Raw genomic sequence first — 14,353 nt, forward strand, 5'->3', positions numbered from 1 at the left:
CACAGGCGCTGAAGGCTTTGAGGCAAACACCCCGCAGGCGGCGCTCGAAACAGGCGGCATCACCCTTTGCTCAACGCCCTGACCACCTGCTCGACACTGGTCTTGAGCCCGGCCAGTGCATCCTCAGGATCACTGTCCACCACCAGCACCTTCGCTCCGGCCGCCTCGATCACCTTGGCCAGCGCCGCATCCGGTTGCCGATGATCCAGCACCAGTGCCACATCCTGCCCCTTGAGGTTCTCGCCCAGCGCTTTGAGCGCCGCCGCGTCCCATTTGCCCTCCGCCGGCAGCGGCTGTTCCACCACATCCAGGTTCAAGCCGCTGGCCAGATACCCCAGGCGCTCGGACAGGCTGACCACACTCAGGTTATCGACCTTGGCCAATTGCGTCTGGCTGCTGGCAGTCATCTCCAGCAACTGGCGTTTGAGCCCTGCCAGGTTGCCCTGGATCTTGCCCTTGTCGGCAGGCGCCAGGCGCTCCAGGTCATTGGCCAGCACATCGGCCATGCGCCCCAGGTTGGTGGGGTTCAGCCAGGGGTAAGCGGCGTAGGCGTCGTCACCGCTGACGGCGATGCCCGGCAGTGCTCCATCCACCGGCCGCGCCGCGTCGATCTCGACGATGCGGATATTGCTGCGCCGCGCCATCGGGTACAGCGGGTCGTCACGCCAGATCGAGCGCACGCCGATCACCGCATCGGCCTGCTGCGCGGCACTGGCCAGTGCCGCGCCACCCCGGCTGCTGAAGTACGACGGTTGGCGGCTGGCCGGCAGGTTGGCCGGTGCGGCGCGCTTGAGCTGCACGGCGGTGCCGGCGAGCAGGGCGCTGGCCAGGCTGTGGGTCACGGGCAGGGTGGTCAGCACTTGGGTGGCCGAGGCCAGTGCAGGCAGGCCGGCGAGGGCGACGGCCAGGGTCAGCTGTTTCAGGTTCATGCCGGGTTTCCTTGCAGGCGTGGGACGAGGGCGCGGGCCAGCGCGGCGAGGGCGAAGCAGATACCCGCGACCAGAATGATCGCCGCGCCCGAGGGCACCGGCAGGTCGAGGACGATCGGCAGGAGGATGCCGAGCAGCGTGCTCAGGGTGGCGATCAGCACCGCAATGAAGAAAAACCCCTTCAGCGACTGGCTGACCAGGCGCGCCGCCGCCGCCGGGATCACCAGCAGGGCACCGACCAGAATTGCCCCGATCACCTTCACCGAGGCCACGGTGACCAAAGTCACGAGCACCACGAACAGATAATCCAGGGTCTTCACCGCCACCCCGCGCACCGCCGCCAGCTGCGGGTTGAAGCTGGCCAGCATGATGCGGTTGTACAGCGGCAGGGCCAGAGCCAGCACCAGCAGCGCGACGATGCCAAGCACCATCAGGTCCTGGGCGCTGACAGTCAGCACCGAGCCGAACAGTACATTCTCGAGGATATGCACGTTGATCTTGCCGGCCAGCATCAGTAGCAGGCTGGCGCCGAGGGCCAGCGACACCGAAAGGAACACGCCGATCAGTGTGTCTGGCGACAGCCCGGTGCGGTTGCGCAGGAAGTTGAGCAGGATGCCGAACAGCAGGCAGTAGCCGAACAGGCTGCCATAGGGGCCGGTATAGGGTTCGCCAAGCAGGATGCCGATGGCGACCCCGGTGAGCGCGGCATGGCCGACCGCTTCGGAGAAGAAGGCAAAGCGCTTGACCACCACCAAGGTGCCGAGGCCACCCAGTACCGGGCCGATCATCAGGCCGGCCAGCAGGGCATTGATCACGAAACCGTAGGCCAGGGCCTCCGGCAGGTAGCCAGCGCCGGCCCAGCCCTGGACCAGTTGGCGGAATGCTTCAAAGCTCATCTGGCAAGGCTCTCGCTGCGAGGGTTGACGGAGAACAGGCCAAGCAGGCGCTCCGGGGTCAGGGCCTGGGCGGGCGGGGCGTCGAACAGCACCTGGCGGCTCAGGCCAGTGACCCGGTCTGCCAGGCGCAGCACGGCTGCCAGGTCATGTTCGATCCACAGCACCGTGGTGCCGGCCTGGCGCCAGCCTTGCAGCAGCTGTTCGAACACCTGGATACCGGCTTCGTCGAGCGCCGACATTGGCTCGTCGAGCACCAGCAGTTGCGGTTCGGGAATCAGGCCCTGGGCCAGCAGCACGCGCTGGCGTTCACCGCCGGACAACGCGCCCATGCGCCGTTTGCGCTTGTCGAGCATGCCGACCCGTGCCAGCGCTGCATCGATCGCCGGCTGCACCCGGCGTGACAGGCCAAGGAATGCCGGGCGCCGCTGACACATGGCGGCCATGAAGTCGTCCACGGTCATCGGCAGCCCACGGTCGAACTCCAGCGCTTGCGGCACATAGCCGATCACCTGCTGCGCACCCGGCCAGTGCAGGGTCAGCTCGCCCTGATGCGGCATCTGCCCGAGCAGGGTCTTGATCAACGAGCTCTTGCCGCCGCCATTGGGGCCGACGATGGCATGCACGCTGCCGGCGGCAACGCTGAACTGCACCTGTTCGAGAATGCGTGTGCGGCCCAGGGTCAGGTCGATGCCGGCGAACTCGATGCGTGGCCCACCGGGCGCCGTGAGGTTGGCAGCGGCGGTCATGCGCGGTTCTCCTGGATAGCGCGGACCACGGTGTCGAGGTTGCGCTTCATTTCGACTTCGTATTTATCCTGGGTGTATTCGCCGTAGGAAATGTGCGTCAGCGGGTACAGGCGCACGCCGGATTCACGCTGGATGGTTTCGACATAGGCCGAGGGGAAGTCCATTTCCGAGAAGATCACTTTCACGTCCAGCGCCTTGAGCTGGTCGATGGTCTTCTTAAGCTGTGCCGGGCTCGGTTCGATGCCGTGGGCAGGTTCGACCACCGCCGTCACTTCCAGGCCAAAATCGCGCACCAGGTAGTCGTAGGCGGCATGAATGGTGGCCACGCGCAAGGTGGCCGCCGGTGCTTCACTGACCTTCGCCAGGGCTTCGGCGCGCAAGCCCCGCAGGCGCTTGGCGTAGGCCCGGGCATTCTGCGTGTAGAACCTGGCGTTGTTCGGGTCGAGCTTGCCCAGCTCACGGGCGATGTTGTTGACCTGGGCGATGGTGGTGCTGATCGACAGGAAGGTGTGCGGGTTGACCACCTTGCCAGCGCCGCGGGCGGCGATGCCGGTGGCCGCCAGCAAGGGCACGTTCTGGTTGGCTTCGATGGTTTTTATGCTGGGCTTTTCGCTGGCGGCGATCATGCGGTCGGCGAAGTCGTCATGCCCGACACCATTGAGCACCACCACGTCGAGCGTGCCGATGCGCTTGATGTCCTCGGCGCGCGGTTCGTAGGCATGGGGGTTGAACCCGGCCGGAATCAACGGCACCACTTCGGCCTTGTCGCCAACGATATTGCTCACGTAGCTGTAGTAAGGGTGCAGGGTGATGCCGATGCGCAGGGGCTTGCCGGTGTCGGCCAGGGCCAGGGCTGGAAGGGCGCAGGCCAGGAGCAGGGCGAGGGCTTTGCGGAACATGGGGGAGTCCTTGGGTTCAGTGACGGTGTTCGCGGGTGACCCCGGCGTCGTAATGGCTGACCACCTGCTGCCAGCCGGCGGCGCTCAGTGCAGCCTGGCCGAGGTCGTCGGGGAGCACGGCGGCGCTGTCGCGGCGCAGCCAGATGTCGACCTCGGCGCTGCCCGCGTCGGGCAGGATCAGCAAAAAGCTGCCCGCCACCTGCGGCGCCTGGCTGCGGCCCAGATAGGCACCGCTCGCCAGCCACTGCCACTGGTGGCCACCACGGCTCTGGCTGCCGGCATCGACCACGAACGGTGGCAGGCCTTCCTCGGCCAGGGCCTCGGTGCTGGGTGTGGCGGCGTTTTCCTCGCGCAGCAGCTGGATTTCGTCGAGCGCCACGCGCAGGTCGGTATAGATACCTTGCTCGGCCGCTGTGAGGTCGCGACGGGCGTCGATCTGGTGGCTGGCGATGATCTGTTCGTCCTCGCGTTCCCCACGCATTAGCACCACGCTGGTGGCGAGGGCGACGATCAACAGGCTGACCAGCAGTACGTAGAGGGTTTCGTGCCCGGCACCCGCCGGGCGCACCACCTGGGTGTGGCTCATGGCTGGGCGGCTCATGGTTGCGCGATGTCGGCGTGGTCGACTTCCACGACATGGCCGGGGCCTGCGTCGAACAACACGTAGAACTCGCCGTCGGGACGCTTGAAGGTCAGGCTCGAGTCGTCACCGAGCTTGCCGCCGACCAGCACCTGCTCGTCGTAGCCGATCACGTCGAGGGTCACCCCAGGGGCGCCGCTGCCATCGGAAAAGCCGCCGGTGCATTTCACCTGGCCGCCGGCGACTTCCTCGCACTCGCACATCGGGTTGTGGGCCAGGGCCGGGCCTGTGGCCAGCACCAGCAAGGGCAGGGCGAGCCTGCGCATCAGGTGTTTCATGGTTTGCCTCCTTGTTTTTCGAGCCAGGCCACAGTGGCCGGCGAAGCTTTGGCCAGGGGCACGGATGCCTGGTGCAGGCTGCCGTCCCAGCCTTCGAGGGTGATCCAGATCTGCGCATCGGCGCGGGTGCGCGGCGGTATCGGCAGGTTGGTGACCATGCGGTATGGCGCGCCGAAGAAGATGGTGCCGGCGGCGCGCAGGCTGCGCGGCTTGCCGATGCGCAGGTAGACCGCCTTGACGTCATTCACGCAGGCCTTGCACAGCGCTGCGTTGAACAGCTTGAAGTGGCCGGCTGGGCCGTCGGCGCGTGGTGCTTCGTTGCGCAGTTCGGCGAGGTCCAGGCTGTAGGGGCCGACCTGAATGTCGCTGATCGGGTTTGCACCTAGCCCGGCGTCACCACGGAACAGCCTGACGTCGGCGAAGTACTTGGGCATGAACCCCAGCGGGATGAGGATCAGCAGGATGTTCAGGTGAAAGCGCCACTTCAGCCACCATTGCTTGAGTGGGGGGGCGGGCAGGGCTCGGGCCTGGCTCATGGGCGAACCTCCAGGGTGGTTTCGCGGCTTGTGTTGTGGGGGGCGCGTTCGCTGCGCTTGAGCGCCGCAGCCGTGGCTTGAGCGGTGCGCTTGGTCCAGATCAGCAGGCCGCTGAACACCATCAGGGTCAGGATCAGGCCGAAGAAGAACCAGATCAGCTTGATCGGCAGCCCGCCAAAGTCGCCGGTGTGCAGCGGGCGCATGGATTCGGTGACGAACTCCAGGGCCGAGCGGTCGCTGAGCAGGAACTGGCTGTCGACCTGGCGGGTGTAGGGGTTGACCGAGGCGCTCTGGAACATCAGCGGGTACCAGCCACGCCCGCCCATTTCGATGTGGCTGTAGGCGGTGGCCGGCAGCGAGATGGAGGTGATGTCCAGGCTCGGGATGGCCAGGCCGGCGATGCGGGCGGCCTCGTCCAGGTCGATGCGTGGCGCCGGGCTGCCATCAGGTGTCTGCGGCACCTGCTCGCGGGCGATCACCGGCACGATTGGCTCGCTGGAAATGGTGATGTGGTAGTCGGAGAGGACCGCCCGGATCAGGAACCAGATGCTGGTGATGGAAATGACCGCGATGAACCAGATCGACCAGACGCCAGCGAGGCGGTGCAGGTCGCCCCAGAAGATGCGCGCGCCATGGCCGGTACGTACCGGTTTGAAGAAGCCTTTCCAGAACTTCTTGTACACCACCAGGCCTGTGACCAGTGACGCCAGCATTGGCAGCCCGAGCAGCGAAACCATGTACCAGCCCCAGCTGAAGCCGTTGGTGAACGGCACCAGCCACCAGCCATGCAGGGCGCGGGTGAAGGCTTCGAAGTTGAAGTCTGGCATCTTGCCCTGAATGGCCCCGGTATACGGGTTGACGTAGAGCATCGGGCTGGAACCATCGGCGTAGGTGACCCGCGCCGTGAGCGCGAAGTGCGTGCCGTCTGGCTGGCTGAGCGAGTTGACTGCCATGTCCGGCTCGGCCTTGTGCATGGCATCGAGCACTTGCTGGAAGCTCAGGCGTTGGGCGCCGTCGTCGGGCTTGCTGGCACGCACGTCGGGGTTGGCCAGCCAGACGATCTCCTGGCTGACCACGGCCAGCATGCCGGTGAAGCAGACGATCAGCACGAAGAACCAGATTGGCAGGGCGAGCCAGCTGTGGACCAGGAACCACAGCTTGGATTTGGATTTTTTCGGTGATTTGGCCATCGGTCAGTCTTCTGAAAAAAAGGGGCGAGCACAGGCCCAACCAAAGAGGGCTGTTCTTCAAAAGACGAATGAGAATGAAAATCCTGCCGGATTAAGTGCAAGCAAATGTTTCGACGGGTACAAACGCCGACAGGGCGCGCGTGGCGCCCTGTCGGTGGGGGAGCCGCGTGAATCAGGCGCTGGTCAGCGCCACGGCCGGCTGTGCCTTGCCATGCTGGCGTGCCAGGTCGTGGTACAGCGCCTGGCCGATTTCGGCGGCACGCGAGGGCAGGACCGAAAGCAAGGTGTCGCTGAGGCCGTGGCTGTTCTCGCAGAACCCTTGCAGATAGACCGAAGCCTGCAGGTCCGGGCTGGCCAGTACCCGGTAGTTGCGGTCGACGCTGAAGTCTTCCACATAGTTCGCCAGCGGGGCGAGTAGGTCGCGGTGCGAGCGGCGCTCGTAGCCGGTGGCAAGGATGACGGCGTCGTAGCGGTGGGTCTGCTGCTGGCCGGTGGCCAGGTCGCGCAGGGTCAGTTCGATGCCGTCGCGGGTGGCCACCACGGCCTCCACCTGGCGGCGGCACAGCACGTTGTGGCGGAACTGGTGCGCCACCTTCTGCCGGTAGAGGATGCCGTAGATGCGCTCGATCAGGTCGAGGTCGACCACCGAATAGTTGGTGTTGTGGTACTCGCCGAGCAACTTGGCACGCTGGTCAGCTGGTTCGTTGTAGACCAGGTCGGTGTAGTCCGGGGAGAAGATCTCGTTGACGAACGGACTGTCATCGGCCGGTTTGAGGGCGGAGCCGCGCAGCACCATGTCGACCTTGACCGACGGGTAGCTGTCGTTGAGGTCGATGAACGCCTCGGCGGCGCTCTGGCCCGAGCCGATCACGGCAATGCGCATCGGTTTGCCGGCCGTGCACGGCAGCTTGTTCAGGCTGCTCAGGTATTGGGAATGGTGGAAAACCCGTGGATCATCTTTGAACGCGCCAAATTTTTCGGGAATTTTCGGTGTGCCGCCGCTGCCGACCACCACCGAGCGCGTACGCCGGCTCAATTCCCGGCCTTGCTCATCACGCGAGACCAGGCGCAGGTGCTCGACGCGCCCAGCTTTTACTTCCGGCTCGATGCGCAGCACTTCTTCGCCATACACAGCCTGAGTGGCGAAATGCTCGGCTGCCCAGCGCAGGTAGTCGTTGTACTCCAGGCGGCAGGGGTAGAAGGTGCCGAGGTTGATGAAGTCGGCCAGGCGCTGTTTCTGGTGCAGGTAGTTGACGAAGCTGTAGGGGCTGGTCGGGTTACGCAGCGAGACCAGGTCTTTGAGGAACGAGATCTGCAGTTCGCTCTGGGTGGCCAGGGTTTCGCCGTGCCAGCGGTATTGCTTCTGCTTGTCGATGAACAGCGCATCGAGGGCGTGGCCCTGGCTTTGGGCGAGTTCTTCCAGGGCGATGGCCAGGGCCAGGTTGGACGGGCCGAAGCCCACGCCGATCAGGTCCTTGATTGTTTCCGGGTGTGCAGACTGGCTCATGGCTGCGATTCCATAATGGGGCGAATGTGGGCGCATGCCGGGGCTCCGGCGCCTGCGCTTGTACATTGGGTGGAACGAGCCAGCGGAAGGGGAATTTACTGCCGGGGAGGGTGCTGGCGGCCAAGCGGGGCTAAAGGTCTGGGCCTGCCGGCCGATATGCAGGTCAACTCAAGGACCCATTGCAACGCAGGGAGAAAGACATGGTAGGTATAGCAGCAGTCAGCATCAGCAACGCCTCGACCCTGGCGGCCAGCACCCTTCAGGCCGGCGACAGTGACAAGACCGAGGCCGGCAGCTCGACGCTGCAGGTCGACACGTCGAAAGTGCGCGGCGACGGGCAGGCTCAGGCGGCGGGTGGCGCTCAGGGCAGCAGCGAAAGTGATGAGCCGGCGCACATCAAGCAGCTGCGCGAGATGATCAAGAACCTGCAGAAGCAGATGGCGGAAGAACAAAGGCAATTGGCCAGCCTGATGGCGCAGAAGGGCGATGACACCACCAAGCTGGCGGCAATCACTGCCAAGCAGGCCAGCATCGCCACCCTCAGTGGGCAGATCATCACGGCGACCGGGCAATTGCTCGAAGCGCTGCAGGAGACCGGTGGCAGCAGCGCCGGCGGGGTGGTAAACACCCAGGCCTGAGGCCTGCCGCACCGGCCTGCAGGGCATGGCACCGGCGTGGCCGGTGCTCGCGGGCAAGTCGGGGCGCCGAACCGCCGCTCCCACAGGCAATCTGCAGGCTTCAGGTTACTCCGAAGCCAGGCGTCCCTTGCTGTGCTTGTCCGCCTTGTACTGCATGGCTACTGCCGGTGCCGGCTTGGTCGCACCGGTTTCCAGCCACTGGCGCATGCGGGTGGCATCGGCGAAGTGGGTGTACTTGCCGAAGGCATCGAGGATCACCATGGCTACCGGGCGGTTGTCCATCTTGGTCAGCAGCACCAGGCAGTGGCCGGCCTCGTTGGTGAAACCGGTCTTGGTCAGGCTGATGTCCCAGTTGCTCTTGTTCACCAGGTGGTCGGTGTTACGGAAGCCCAGGGTGTAGTTCGGCTTGCGGAAGGCCACGGTCTTCTCGCGGGTGGTCGACAGCGCGCTCAGCATCGGGTACTTGCGCGATGCCATCAGCAACTTGGCGAGGTCGTGGGCGGTGGAGACGTTCTGCGTCGACAGGCCGGTCGGCTCGACATAGCGGGTGTGCGCCATGCCCAGGCTGCGGGCCTTGGCGTTCATCGCCTTGATGAAGGCCGGGTAGCCGCCCGGGTAATGATTGGCCAGGGTGGTGGCAGCGCGGTTTTCCGACGACATCAGGGTAATCAGCAGGGTTTCCCGGCGGTTCAACTCGCTGCCCAGGCGCACGCGCGAGTACACCCCTTTCATGTCCGGGTTGTTGGCGATGGTCATGGTGAGCATCTCATCCATGGGCAGCTTGGCATCCAGCACCACCATCGCTGTCATCAGTTTGGTCACCGAGGCAATGGGCACCACGCGATCGGCGTGGCTCGAATACAGTTCCTGGTTGGTATTCAGGTCGATCAGCAGGGCGCTGCCAGACGCCAGGTGCAGCTTGGACGGGTCGCGTTGGACCTGAGCTGGGGGTTGTGCAGCAGCGGTCGACGGAAGGGTCGCAGTACCTGTGAGCAACAGCAGCAGGCTGAGGATGGACAGGGATGTTTTCACGTTGAGGCTCACTAAAAGTTGGTATGTCGTTGGCTGTGCAAGGGTTTTCCCCCAAAAAACCGATGCATTCTGGAGTATGGCTGAACGCCTGTCGATTGCTCGTTGAGTCGACTCACAGAAATGAAAAAAGCTTCATGCTGTATCGGTTTTCCTGTCTCCGTTCGTCGGTTCGCCCAAGCAAAAAAAGACCCGCCAGAGGCGGGTCAGAAGAGGCGTCGGGAGCAACGCACAACACATTCGGTCAAGCAATCAGGCAAGCGGCCTGAAGCTGTTCAGCCAAGGCCTGGGCCGAGGCTCGTGTGGCCAGCGGGCCGCTGACAGCCTCTCCATTGCTTACCAGGTACCAGCAGGCCAGCAGGCCTTGCTCGCGCAGGGTGACGGGGACGGCAGTGCCGACGACGGACATGATCTGGATAGTGGCCATGGGGACCTCCTGTGAAACATGGCCCTACCTTACGCAGCAGCCGGTACGGTTTGAAATCAACTCGCTCAATAGTGCTCATCAGTTTTATCAACGATTACCAGCGTGGCGGGCCGTAATACACAGGTGGCGGGCCATAATAGGGGCGGTACGCCGGCGGCGGCGGTGCCGGCACGTAGTACGGTTGGTAGTACACCGGCTGCGGCGGGGCCTGCACATACACGGGCGGTGGCCCATAGTAGGCTGGCTGGCGCTCGACATAGACGGTGCGGTCGCGGCCGCCATACACCGTCGCCCCGACCACGGCCCCGACCACGGCCGCGCCGACCAGTGGGCCTGGGCCATACCAGCCATGCCCGCCGCCACCATGGGCAGAGGCTTGCCCGCTGATGGCCAGGGCACCGACCAGCAGGGCGATTCCGGGAAGATGACGGTTCATGAGACTTCCTCGCAAGATAACCCCGCGCTTGGGGCCTTATTACTATGACTTCGGTCTCTGTAAGGCGAGCACAGGGGAACGGTAAAGGTTGTGTAAGGGACGACCAGTGGTTGTGTCTGCTAGGCTGCACAAACGATTCAGTTATGAAAAAGGAGCAGGTTATGGCGACAACTCCCAGCAGAGATACCGTGCTGTGCATATCCCTGGCCGGGCGGCCTGGCACCTTTGGCGTGCGTTTTCATAATCACCTCTATCAGCAGCTGGGCCTTGACTATTACTACAAGGCCATGACCACCGACGACCTGCCGGCAGCCGTTGCAGGCATTCGCGCGCTGGGCATTCGCGGCTGTGGCGTGTCGATGCCGTACAAGGAAGCCTGCATGGCCCTGGTCGATGAAGTCGACCCGTCGGCAGCGGCGATCGAGTCGGTCAACACCCTGGTCAACAACGCTGGCCACCTGAAGGCCTACAACACCGATTACCTGGCCGTGCGGCAACTGCTTGAGGCGCACCAGGTCGACCCTGCCACCGCCTTTGCCTTGCGCGGCAGCGGTGGCATGGCCAAGGCAGTGGCCAGTGCCCTGCGCGATGCCGGGTTCCGCGAGGGCATCATCGTTGCCCGCAACGAACAGGCCGGGCGGCAGCTGGCGGACGTTTGCGGGTATCGCTGGCTGGCCGAACTGGGCGACCTGTGCCCGCCGATGCTGGTGAACGTGACACCAATCGGCATGGCCGGCGGGCCAGAGGCCGAGGTGCTGGCCTTCAGCGAGAACGCCATTGCGGCGGCCGAGCGGGTATTTGATGTGGTGGCGATGCCAGCGCGCACGCCATTGATCCAGCGGGCAGAGGCGCTGGGCAAACCGGTGATTACCGGGCTGGACGTGATCGCGTTGCAGGCATTGGAGCAGTTCGTGCTGTACACGGGGGTACGGCCGAGCCGTGAACAGGTTGAAGCGGCTGTAGCTTATGCGCGAAATGTCTGATTAACGCGATCTCCTGAATGAGCGGCCTTGTGTCGCGAGCGGGCTGCAGAGCAGCCCTTTCGCGACACGAGGCCGCTCATTCAGCTCTCGCGCAGGTCTTCAGAAGGCTTTGTGTCCTTTGTCCAGCTGCTCGTCCACCAATGCCCGGCCATGGGCCAGCGACACATGCTGAGCATTCTCAAGGTCCGAGAAGAACTTCATCGGCATGGCCATGCGCCTGCTGGTGTGCCCCTGGGGGTCGGTGATCAGGCAGCCGGCGGCATAAGGCAGGGGGGAGTCGGGGTGGGGCATCACGCTGGCGGTGATGGTGTGGTCGCGGTATTCACAGTGAAGAGATTGCATCGTCCTGTACCTCGCTGTGGCATGTGAAGCGCTTACCTTCATATACCACAGCAAGGGGCCAGGAGTTCCCGCCCCGACGAGTGCGAACTGCGGCTGTCAGCCTTTCAGTTCGGTTGGCTGGATCACTTCCACCCAGTAACCGTCCGGGTCCTTGACGAAGGCCAGGTGGTTCATGCGGCCGTCCTGCAGGCGCTTCTGGAACGGTACGTTCAGCTCTTCGAAGCGGGCGCAGGCAACACGCACGTCCGGCACCGAAATGCAGATGTGGCCAAAGCCGCGGGGGTCGGTGTTGCCGTTGTGGTAGGCGAACTCGGCGTCGTTCTCGGTGCCGTGGTTGTGGGTCAGCTCCAGCACGCCCGGGATCGACTTCATCCACTGGTGGCGCGCGGCGTCGTCGGCAGGGATCTGCGCCGGGTCGACCAGGGCCAGGAAGTACAGGCTGAAGGCAGCTTCAGGGAAGTCACGCTTGTCGACCAGGCGGAAGCCCAGCACGCGGGTGTAGAAGTCCAGCGACTTCTCGATGTCCTTGACCCGCAGCATGGTGTGGTTGAAGACGAACTGGGCGGTGGCAGCGTCTGGCTGCGCGGTAACGCCAGGCAGGGTTTGCAGATCGTGCAGGCTCATGGGTACTCCAGAGACGGGGCCGGCTACAGGTGCCAGCGAAACAGACAGGAGGGCCATGATACGGCAGTGAAGCGTTTGCGCAAATGAAAGCGCCCTGCTCGAGGGGAGCAGGGCGCTGGAATTAGAGGCCCGCATGTGCGGGCGCGTGATGGGGTCGCTAGTCCTTTAGCTGTCTCGATACTGCTGCAGTCCTTGTGAAAAAAGTGTGAAGTGGGCGTTGAAGTTTCATCAGCGCACCCAGCTTTCCACGGTAGCGGCCCCGTACTGTTCTTTCCAGGCCTTGAGGCCGCGGTGGTTGCCGCCTTTGGTCTCGATCAGCTCGCCGCTGTGCGGGTTTTCGTAGACTTTCACCACGCGCGGGCGACGCTGCTGTTTCGGTGCACTGGCGGTGCCGCGGGTAACCGCCTTCGGGTCGAGGATGGCGATGATATCGCGCAGACTTTTGTCATAGCTTTTCATCAGGCCGACTAGTTTCTGCTCGAATTCGATTTCGCGTTTGAGGCCGGCATCCTTTTTCAGCGCTTCCAGTTGTGCCATCTGTTCCTGGAGCGCTTTTTCGGCAGCACGAAACTCTGCAAGTCTGGACACTGTAATCACTCCTGTACGTCTTCGGTGGCAGGGCGTGACGAACATTGATAAGACTAAACGCCGGCCACGCGGGTGGGTAAAGCTGTTCGCTGACATCGAGTGTAGACACTTGCAGGAATTCGGTAAACCGCAAACTTTTTATAAGTAAGACGGGAACTTTCCAAGTTTTCCGAGCAGTAATTGATGCGTTTTTCGGCGCGCCTGGCAGAGGTTCTAGACCATGGTCCAATGGCCCGGCCCAGAGCGTTTGAGCGATGATTTCAGATGATGGTCGGCGTAAGTTCGGCCGCGACGCATTCGCGTGACGCAGGTGCGTCATGATTTGTTTTTTCGCCTTTCTTGTGGATGTTCCTGCGCATGTTTTCCCCCCTTCCTCTCGCCCCCGGGCGCCGTGTTGCCGGCCTGTTCCTGTTGTGTACCGGCGCGCATGCCCAGGCCGCCGGTTTTCTTGAAGACACGCGTGCCAAGGTCGAAGCACGCACTGTCTATTTCAACCGGGATTTCCGTGACGGCCACAGCAGTTCCAGCCAGGGTGCGTCAAAACGTGAAGAGTGGGCGCAAGGCTTCATTCTCAATGTGCAGTCGGGTTATACCCAGGGCCCGGTCGGCTTCGGTGTGGATGCACTGGGCATGTTCGGTTTGAAGCTCGACTCCAGCCCGTCCGACAGTAACAGTGGTTTGCTGCCGTCTTCCGGGCACGACCCACGTCACTCTGCCGACCAATACGCGAAGATGGGCCTGGCGGCCAAGGTCAAGGTGTCCAACACGGTACTGAAGTACGGCTCGATGATGCCGGATGTACCGTTGTTGAAATACAACGATGGTCGCCTGTTGCCGACCCTGTTCCACGGCGCAATGCTGACCTCCGAAGAAGTACGCGACCTGAAGTTCACCGTGGCCCGCTTGAACAAGTACACCGCGCGTGACTCCACTGATCGTCAGGACATTCGCGTGCATTGCAAGAACAAGCGCTATGCCTGCGGTATCGAAGCCGATCACTTCGACCTGGCTGGGGTGGACTACCGTTTCAACGACCGGATCAGTGCCCAGTATCAGGTCGCCAAACTGGAAAACATCTACCGCCAGCATTTCCTTGGCCTGGTCGCCAGCCAGCCACTCGCGGTCGGTAGCCTGTCGGCAGACCTGCGCCTGATCAAGAGCGATGACATCGGCAACGCCCGCGCCGGCGAGATCGACCACCGTGCCTTCAGCGGCATGCTCGGCTACAGCCTGGGCGGGCACAAGATCAGCGCCGGCTGGCAGCGCATGTACGGTGAGAGCGCCATGCCGTACCTCGATGGCAGCAACCCGTACCTGGTCAACTACGCCCAGGTCAACGACTTCGCCGCCGCCCAGGAACGCTCCTGGCAGTTGCGCTACGACTACGATTTCAAAGCCCTCGGCGTGCCTGGCCTGAGCTTCTTTACCCGCTACATCAACGGTGACCACATCAAGGTCCCAGGCAGCAATGCCGAAGGCAAGGAATGGGAACGCGACACCGAACTCAAGTACCAGATACAAAGCGGTACCTTCAAGGATGTCAGCGTGCGCCTGCGCAACTCCACCTACCGCAGCAACTATGAGAAGTGGGCGCGTGACATGGACGAGACCCGGGTCATCGTCAGCTATAACTTCTCTATTCTCTAATCACAGGCCGGGCGGTGC

At 63.5% G+C, this 14,353-nt stretch carries 18 protein-coding genes; 3 read left to right on the top strand and 15 right to left on the bottom strand.

The genetic code is table 11. The features are described from left to right. Positions 1–59 precede the first annotated feature (59 nt). The 9 genes from APH27_RS23335 to APH27_RS23375 all read right to left on the bottom strand — a co-directional run bounded on the left by APH27_RS23335 (position 60) and on the right by APH27_RS23375 (position 7,621). Positions 60–929: a metal ABC transporter solute-binding protein, Zn/Mn family gene (locus APH27_RS23335; RefSeq protein WP_060486012.1), complete on the bottom strand. Its 870-nt coding sequence runs from the start codon at positions 927–929 to the stop codon at positions 60–62. Beyond that, positions 926–1,825: a metal ABC transporter permease gene (locus APH27_RS23340; RefSeq protein WP_060486013.1), complete on the bottom strand. Its 900-nt coding sequence runs from the start codon at positions 1,823–1,825 to the stop codon at positions 926–928. The genes APH27_RS23335 and APH27_RS23340 overlap by 4 nt, the downstream gene beginning before the upstream one ends. Continuing rightward, the gene (locus tag APH27_RS23345; RefSeq protein ID WP_027918514.1) at positions 1,822–2,571 is read right to left on the bottom strand and encodes a metal ABC transporter ATP-binding protein; all 750 of its coding nucleotides are present in this window, start codon (positions 2,569–2,571) and stop codon (positions 1,822–1,824) included. Before APH27_RS23345 ends, APH27_RS23340 begins: the two co-directional genes overlap by 4 nt. Then, positions 2,568–3,470 carry a metal ABC transporter substrate-binding protein gene (locus tag APH27_RS23350; protein WP_060486014.1) on the bottom strand — a complete coding sequence of 301 codons (903 nt, stop codon included), beginning with the start codon at positions 3,468–3,470 and terminating at the stop codon, positions 2,568–2,570. Before APH27_RS23350 ends, APH27_RS23345 begins: the two co-directional genes overlap by 4 nt. A gap of 16 nt (positions 3,471–3,486) precedes the next feature. Further along, positions 3,487–4,056, bottom strand: coding sequence for a DUF6162 family protein (locus APH27_RS23355; protein ID WP_027918516.1), 570 nt, complete (start codon positions 4,054–4,056; stop codon positions 3,487–3,489). 11 nt (positions 4,057–4,067) lie between these two features. Next, the gene (locus tag APH27_RS23360; RefSeq protein ID WP_027918517.1) at positions 4,068–4,388 is read right to left on the bottom strand and encodes a hypothetical protein; all 321 of its coding nucleotides are present in this window, start codon (positions 4,386–4,388) and stop codon (positions 4,068–4,070) included. Further along, positions 4,385–4,924, bottom strand: coding sequence for a hypothetical protein (locus APH27_RS23365; RefSeq protein WP_027918518.1), 540 nt, complete (start codon positions 4,922–4,924; stop codon positions 4,385–4,387). Before APH27_RS23365 ends, APH27_RS23360 begins: the two co-directional genes overlap by 4 nt. Continuing rightward, positions 4,921–6,114 (bottom strand): PepSY domain-containing protein, encoded by a 1,194-nt coding sequence (locus APH27_RS23370; RefSeq protein ID WP_060486015.1) that lies wholly within the window; start codon positions 6,112–6,114, stop codon positions 4,921–4,923. The genes APH27_RS23365 and APH27_RS23370 overlap by 4 nt, the downstream gene beginning before the upstream one ends. Before the next feature lie 172 nt (positions 6,115–6,286). Further along, positions 6,287–7,621 (bottom strand): lysine N(6)-hydroxylase/L-ornithine N(5)-oxygenase family protein, encoded by a 1,335-nt coding sequence (locus tag APH27_RS23375; RefSeq protein WP_027918520.1) that lies wholly within the window; start codon positions 7,619–7,621, stop codon positions 6,287–6,289. Positions 7,622–7,821: 200 nt separating this feature from the next. Here APH27_RS23375 and APH27_RS23380 point away from each other — a divergent pair, with 200 nt between their 5' ends. After that, the gene (locus tag APH27_RS23380; RefSeq protein ID WP_027918521.1) at positions 7,822–8,259 is read left to right on the top strand and encodes a spore coat protein; all 438 of its coding nucleotides are present in this window, start codon (positions 7,822–7,824) and stop codon (positions 8,257–8,259) included. A gap of 105 nt (positions 8,260–8,364) precedes the next feature. Here the strand turns inward: APH27_RS23380 and pbpG are convergent, their stop codons facing one another. The 3 genes from pbpG to APH27_RS23395 all read right to left on the bottom strand — a co-directional run bounded on the left by pbpG (position 8,365) and on the right by APH27_RS23395 (position 10,151). After that, positions 8,365–9,291, bottom strand: a complete 927-nt coding sequence (gene pbpG / locus APH27_RS23385; protein WP_027918522.1) for a D-alanyl-D-alanine endopeptidase — start codon at positions 9,289–9,291, stop codon at positions 8,365–8,367. Positions 9,292–9,532: 241 nt separating this feature from the next. Continuing rightward, positions 9,533–9,715 carry a hypothetical protein gene (locus tag APH27_RS23390; RefSeq protein WP_027918523.1) on the bottom strand — a complete coding sequence of 61 codons (183 nt, stop codon included), beginning with the start codon at positions 9,713–9,715 and terminating at the stop codon, positions 9,533–9,535. 94 nt (positions 9,716–9,809) lie between these two features. Next, positions 9,810–10,151: a hypothetical protein gene (locus APH27_RS23395; RefSeq protein WP_027918524.1), complete on the bottom strand. Its 342-nt coding sequence runs from the start codon at positions 10,149–10,151 to the stop codon at positions 9,810–9,812. Between the two features lie 161 nt (positions 10,152–10,312). Here APH27_RS23395 and APH27_RS23400 point away from each other — a divergent pair, with 161 nt between their 5' ends. Continuing rightward, positions 10,313–11,134 carry a shikimate 5-dehydrogenase gene (locus tag APH27_RS23400; RefSeq protein ID WP_060486016.1) on the top strand — a complete coding sequence of 274 codons (822 nt, stop codon included), beginning with the start codon at positions 10,313–10,315 and terminating at the stop codon, positions 11,132–11,134. Positions 11,135–11,233: 99 nt separating this feature from the next. On the opposite strand, the gene APH27_RS23405 is transcribed toward APH27_RS23400, so the two are convergent. The 3 genes from APH27_RS23405 to APH27_RS23415 form a co-directional block, all read right to left on the bottom strand. After that, on the bottom strand, positions 11,234–11,476 hold the full coding sequence (locus tag APH27_RS23405; protein ID WP_027918526.1) for a hypothetical protein: 243 nt from the start codon (positions 11,474–11,476) through the stop codon (positions 11,234–11,236). 96 nt (positions 11,477–11,572) lie between these two features. Then, positions 11,573–12,100: a lactoylglutathione lyase gene (gene gloA, locus APH27_RS23410; protein WP_027918527.1), complete on the bottom strand. Its 528-nt coding sequence runs from the start codon at positions 12,098–12,100 to the stop codon at positions 11,573–11,575. Positions 12,101–12,328: 228 nt separating this feature from the next. Then, positions 12,329–12,688, bottom strand: coding sequence for a histone-like nucleoid-structuring protein, MvaT/MvaU family (locus APH27_RS23415; protein ID WP_027918528.1), 360 nt, complete (start codon positions 12,686–12,688; stop codon positions 12,329–12,331). Between the two features lie 357 nt (positions 12,689–13,045). Here APH27_RS23415 and APH27_RS23420 point away from each other — a divergent pair, with 357 nt between their 5' ends. Continuing rightward, on the top strand, positions 13,046–14,335 hold the full coding sequence (locus APH27_RS23420; RefSeq protein ID WP_060486024.1) for an OprD family porin: 1,290 nt from the start codon (positions 13,046–13,048) through the stop codon (positions 14,333–14,335). Positions 14,336–14,353 lie beyond the last annotated feature (18 nt).

The organism is Pseudomonas sp. NBRC 111123, from assembly GCF_001320205.1.
Lineage (GTDB): Bacteria > Pseudomonadota > Gammaproteobacteria > Pseudomonadales > Pseudomonadaceae > Aquipseudomonas > Aquipseudomonas putida_J.

Bases quoted from the DNA above. Each gene is read 5' to 3' on its own strand.
- APH27_RS23400 (WP_060486016.1), top strand. From the start codon at position 10,313: ATGGCGACAACTCCCAGCAGAGATACCGTGCTGTGCATATCCCTGGCC.
- APH27_RS23405 (WP_027918526.1), bottom strand. From the start codon at position 11,476: ATGCAATCTCTTCACTGTGAATACCGCGACCACACCATCACCGCCAGC.
- APH27_RS23355 (WP_027918516.1), bottom strand. From the start codon at position 4,056: ATGAGCCACACCCAGGTGGTGCGCCCGGCGGGTGCCGGGCACGAAACC.
- APH27_RS23365 (WP_027918518.1), bottom strand. From the start codon at position 4,924: ATGAGCCAGGCCCGAGCCCTGCCCGCCCCCCCACTCAAGCAATGGTGG.
- APH27_RS23370 (WP_060486015.1), bottom strand. From the start codon at position 6,114: ATGGCCAAATCACCGAAAAAATCCAAATCCAAGCTGTGGTTCCTGGTC.
- APH27_RS23350 (WP_060486014.1), bottom strand. From the start codon at position 3,470: ATGTTCCGCAAAGCCCTCGCCCTGCTCCTGGCCTGCGCCCTTCCAGCC.
- APH27_RS23335 (WP_060486012.1), bottom strand. From the start codon at position 929: ATGAACCTGAAACAGCTGACCCTGGCCGTCGCCCTCGCCGGCCTGCCT.
- gloA (WP_027918527.1), bottom strand. From the start codon at position 12,100: ATGAGCCTGCACGATCTGCAAACCCTGCCTGGCGTTACCGCGCAGCCA.
- APH27_RS23340 (WP_060486013.1), bottom strand. From the start codon at position 1,825: ATGAGCTTTGAAGCATTCCGCCAACTGGTCCAGGGCTGGGCCGGCGCT.
- APH27_RS23360 (WP_027918517.1), bottom strand. From the start codon at position 4,388: ATGAAACACCTGATGCGCAGGCTCGCCCTGCCCTTGCTGGTGCTGGCC.
- APH27_RS23395 (WP_027918524.1), bottom strand. From the start codon at position 10,151: ATGAACCGTCATCTTCCCGGAATCGCCCTGCTGGTCGGTGCCCTGGCC.
- APH27_RS23345 (WP_027918514.1), bottom strand. From the start codon at position 2,571: ATGACCGCCGCTGCCAACCTCACGGCGCCCGGTGGGCCACGCATCGAG.
- APH27_RS23390 (WP_027918523.1), bottom strand. From the start codon at position 9,715: ATGGCCACTATCCAGATCATGTCCGTCGTCGGCACTGCCGTCCCCGTC.
- APH27_RS23375 (WP_027918520.1), bottom strand. From the start codon at position 7,621: ATGAGCCAGTCTGCACACCCGGAAACAATCAAGGACCTGATCGGCGTG.
- APH27_RS23420 (WP_060486024.1), top strand. From the start codon at position 13,046: ATGTTTTCCCCCCTTCCTCTCGCCCCCGGGCGCCGTGTTGCCGGCCTG.
- APH27_RS23380 (WP_027918521.1), top strand. From the start codon at position 7,822: ATGGTAGGTATAGCAGCAGTCAGCATCAGCAACGCCTCGACCCTGGCG.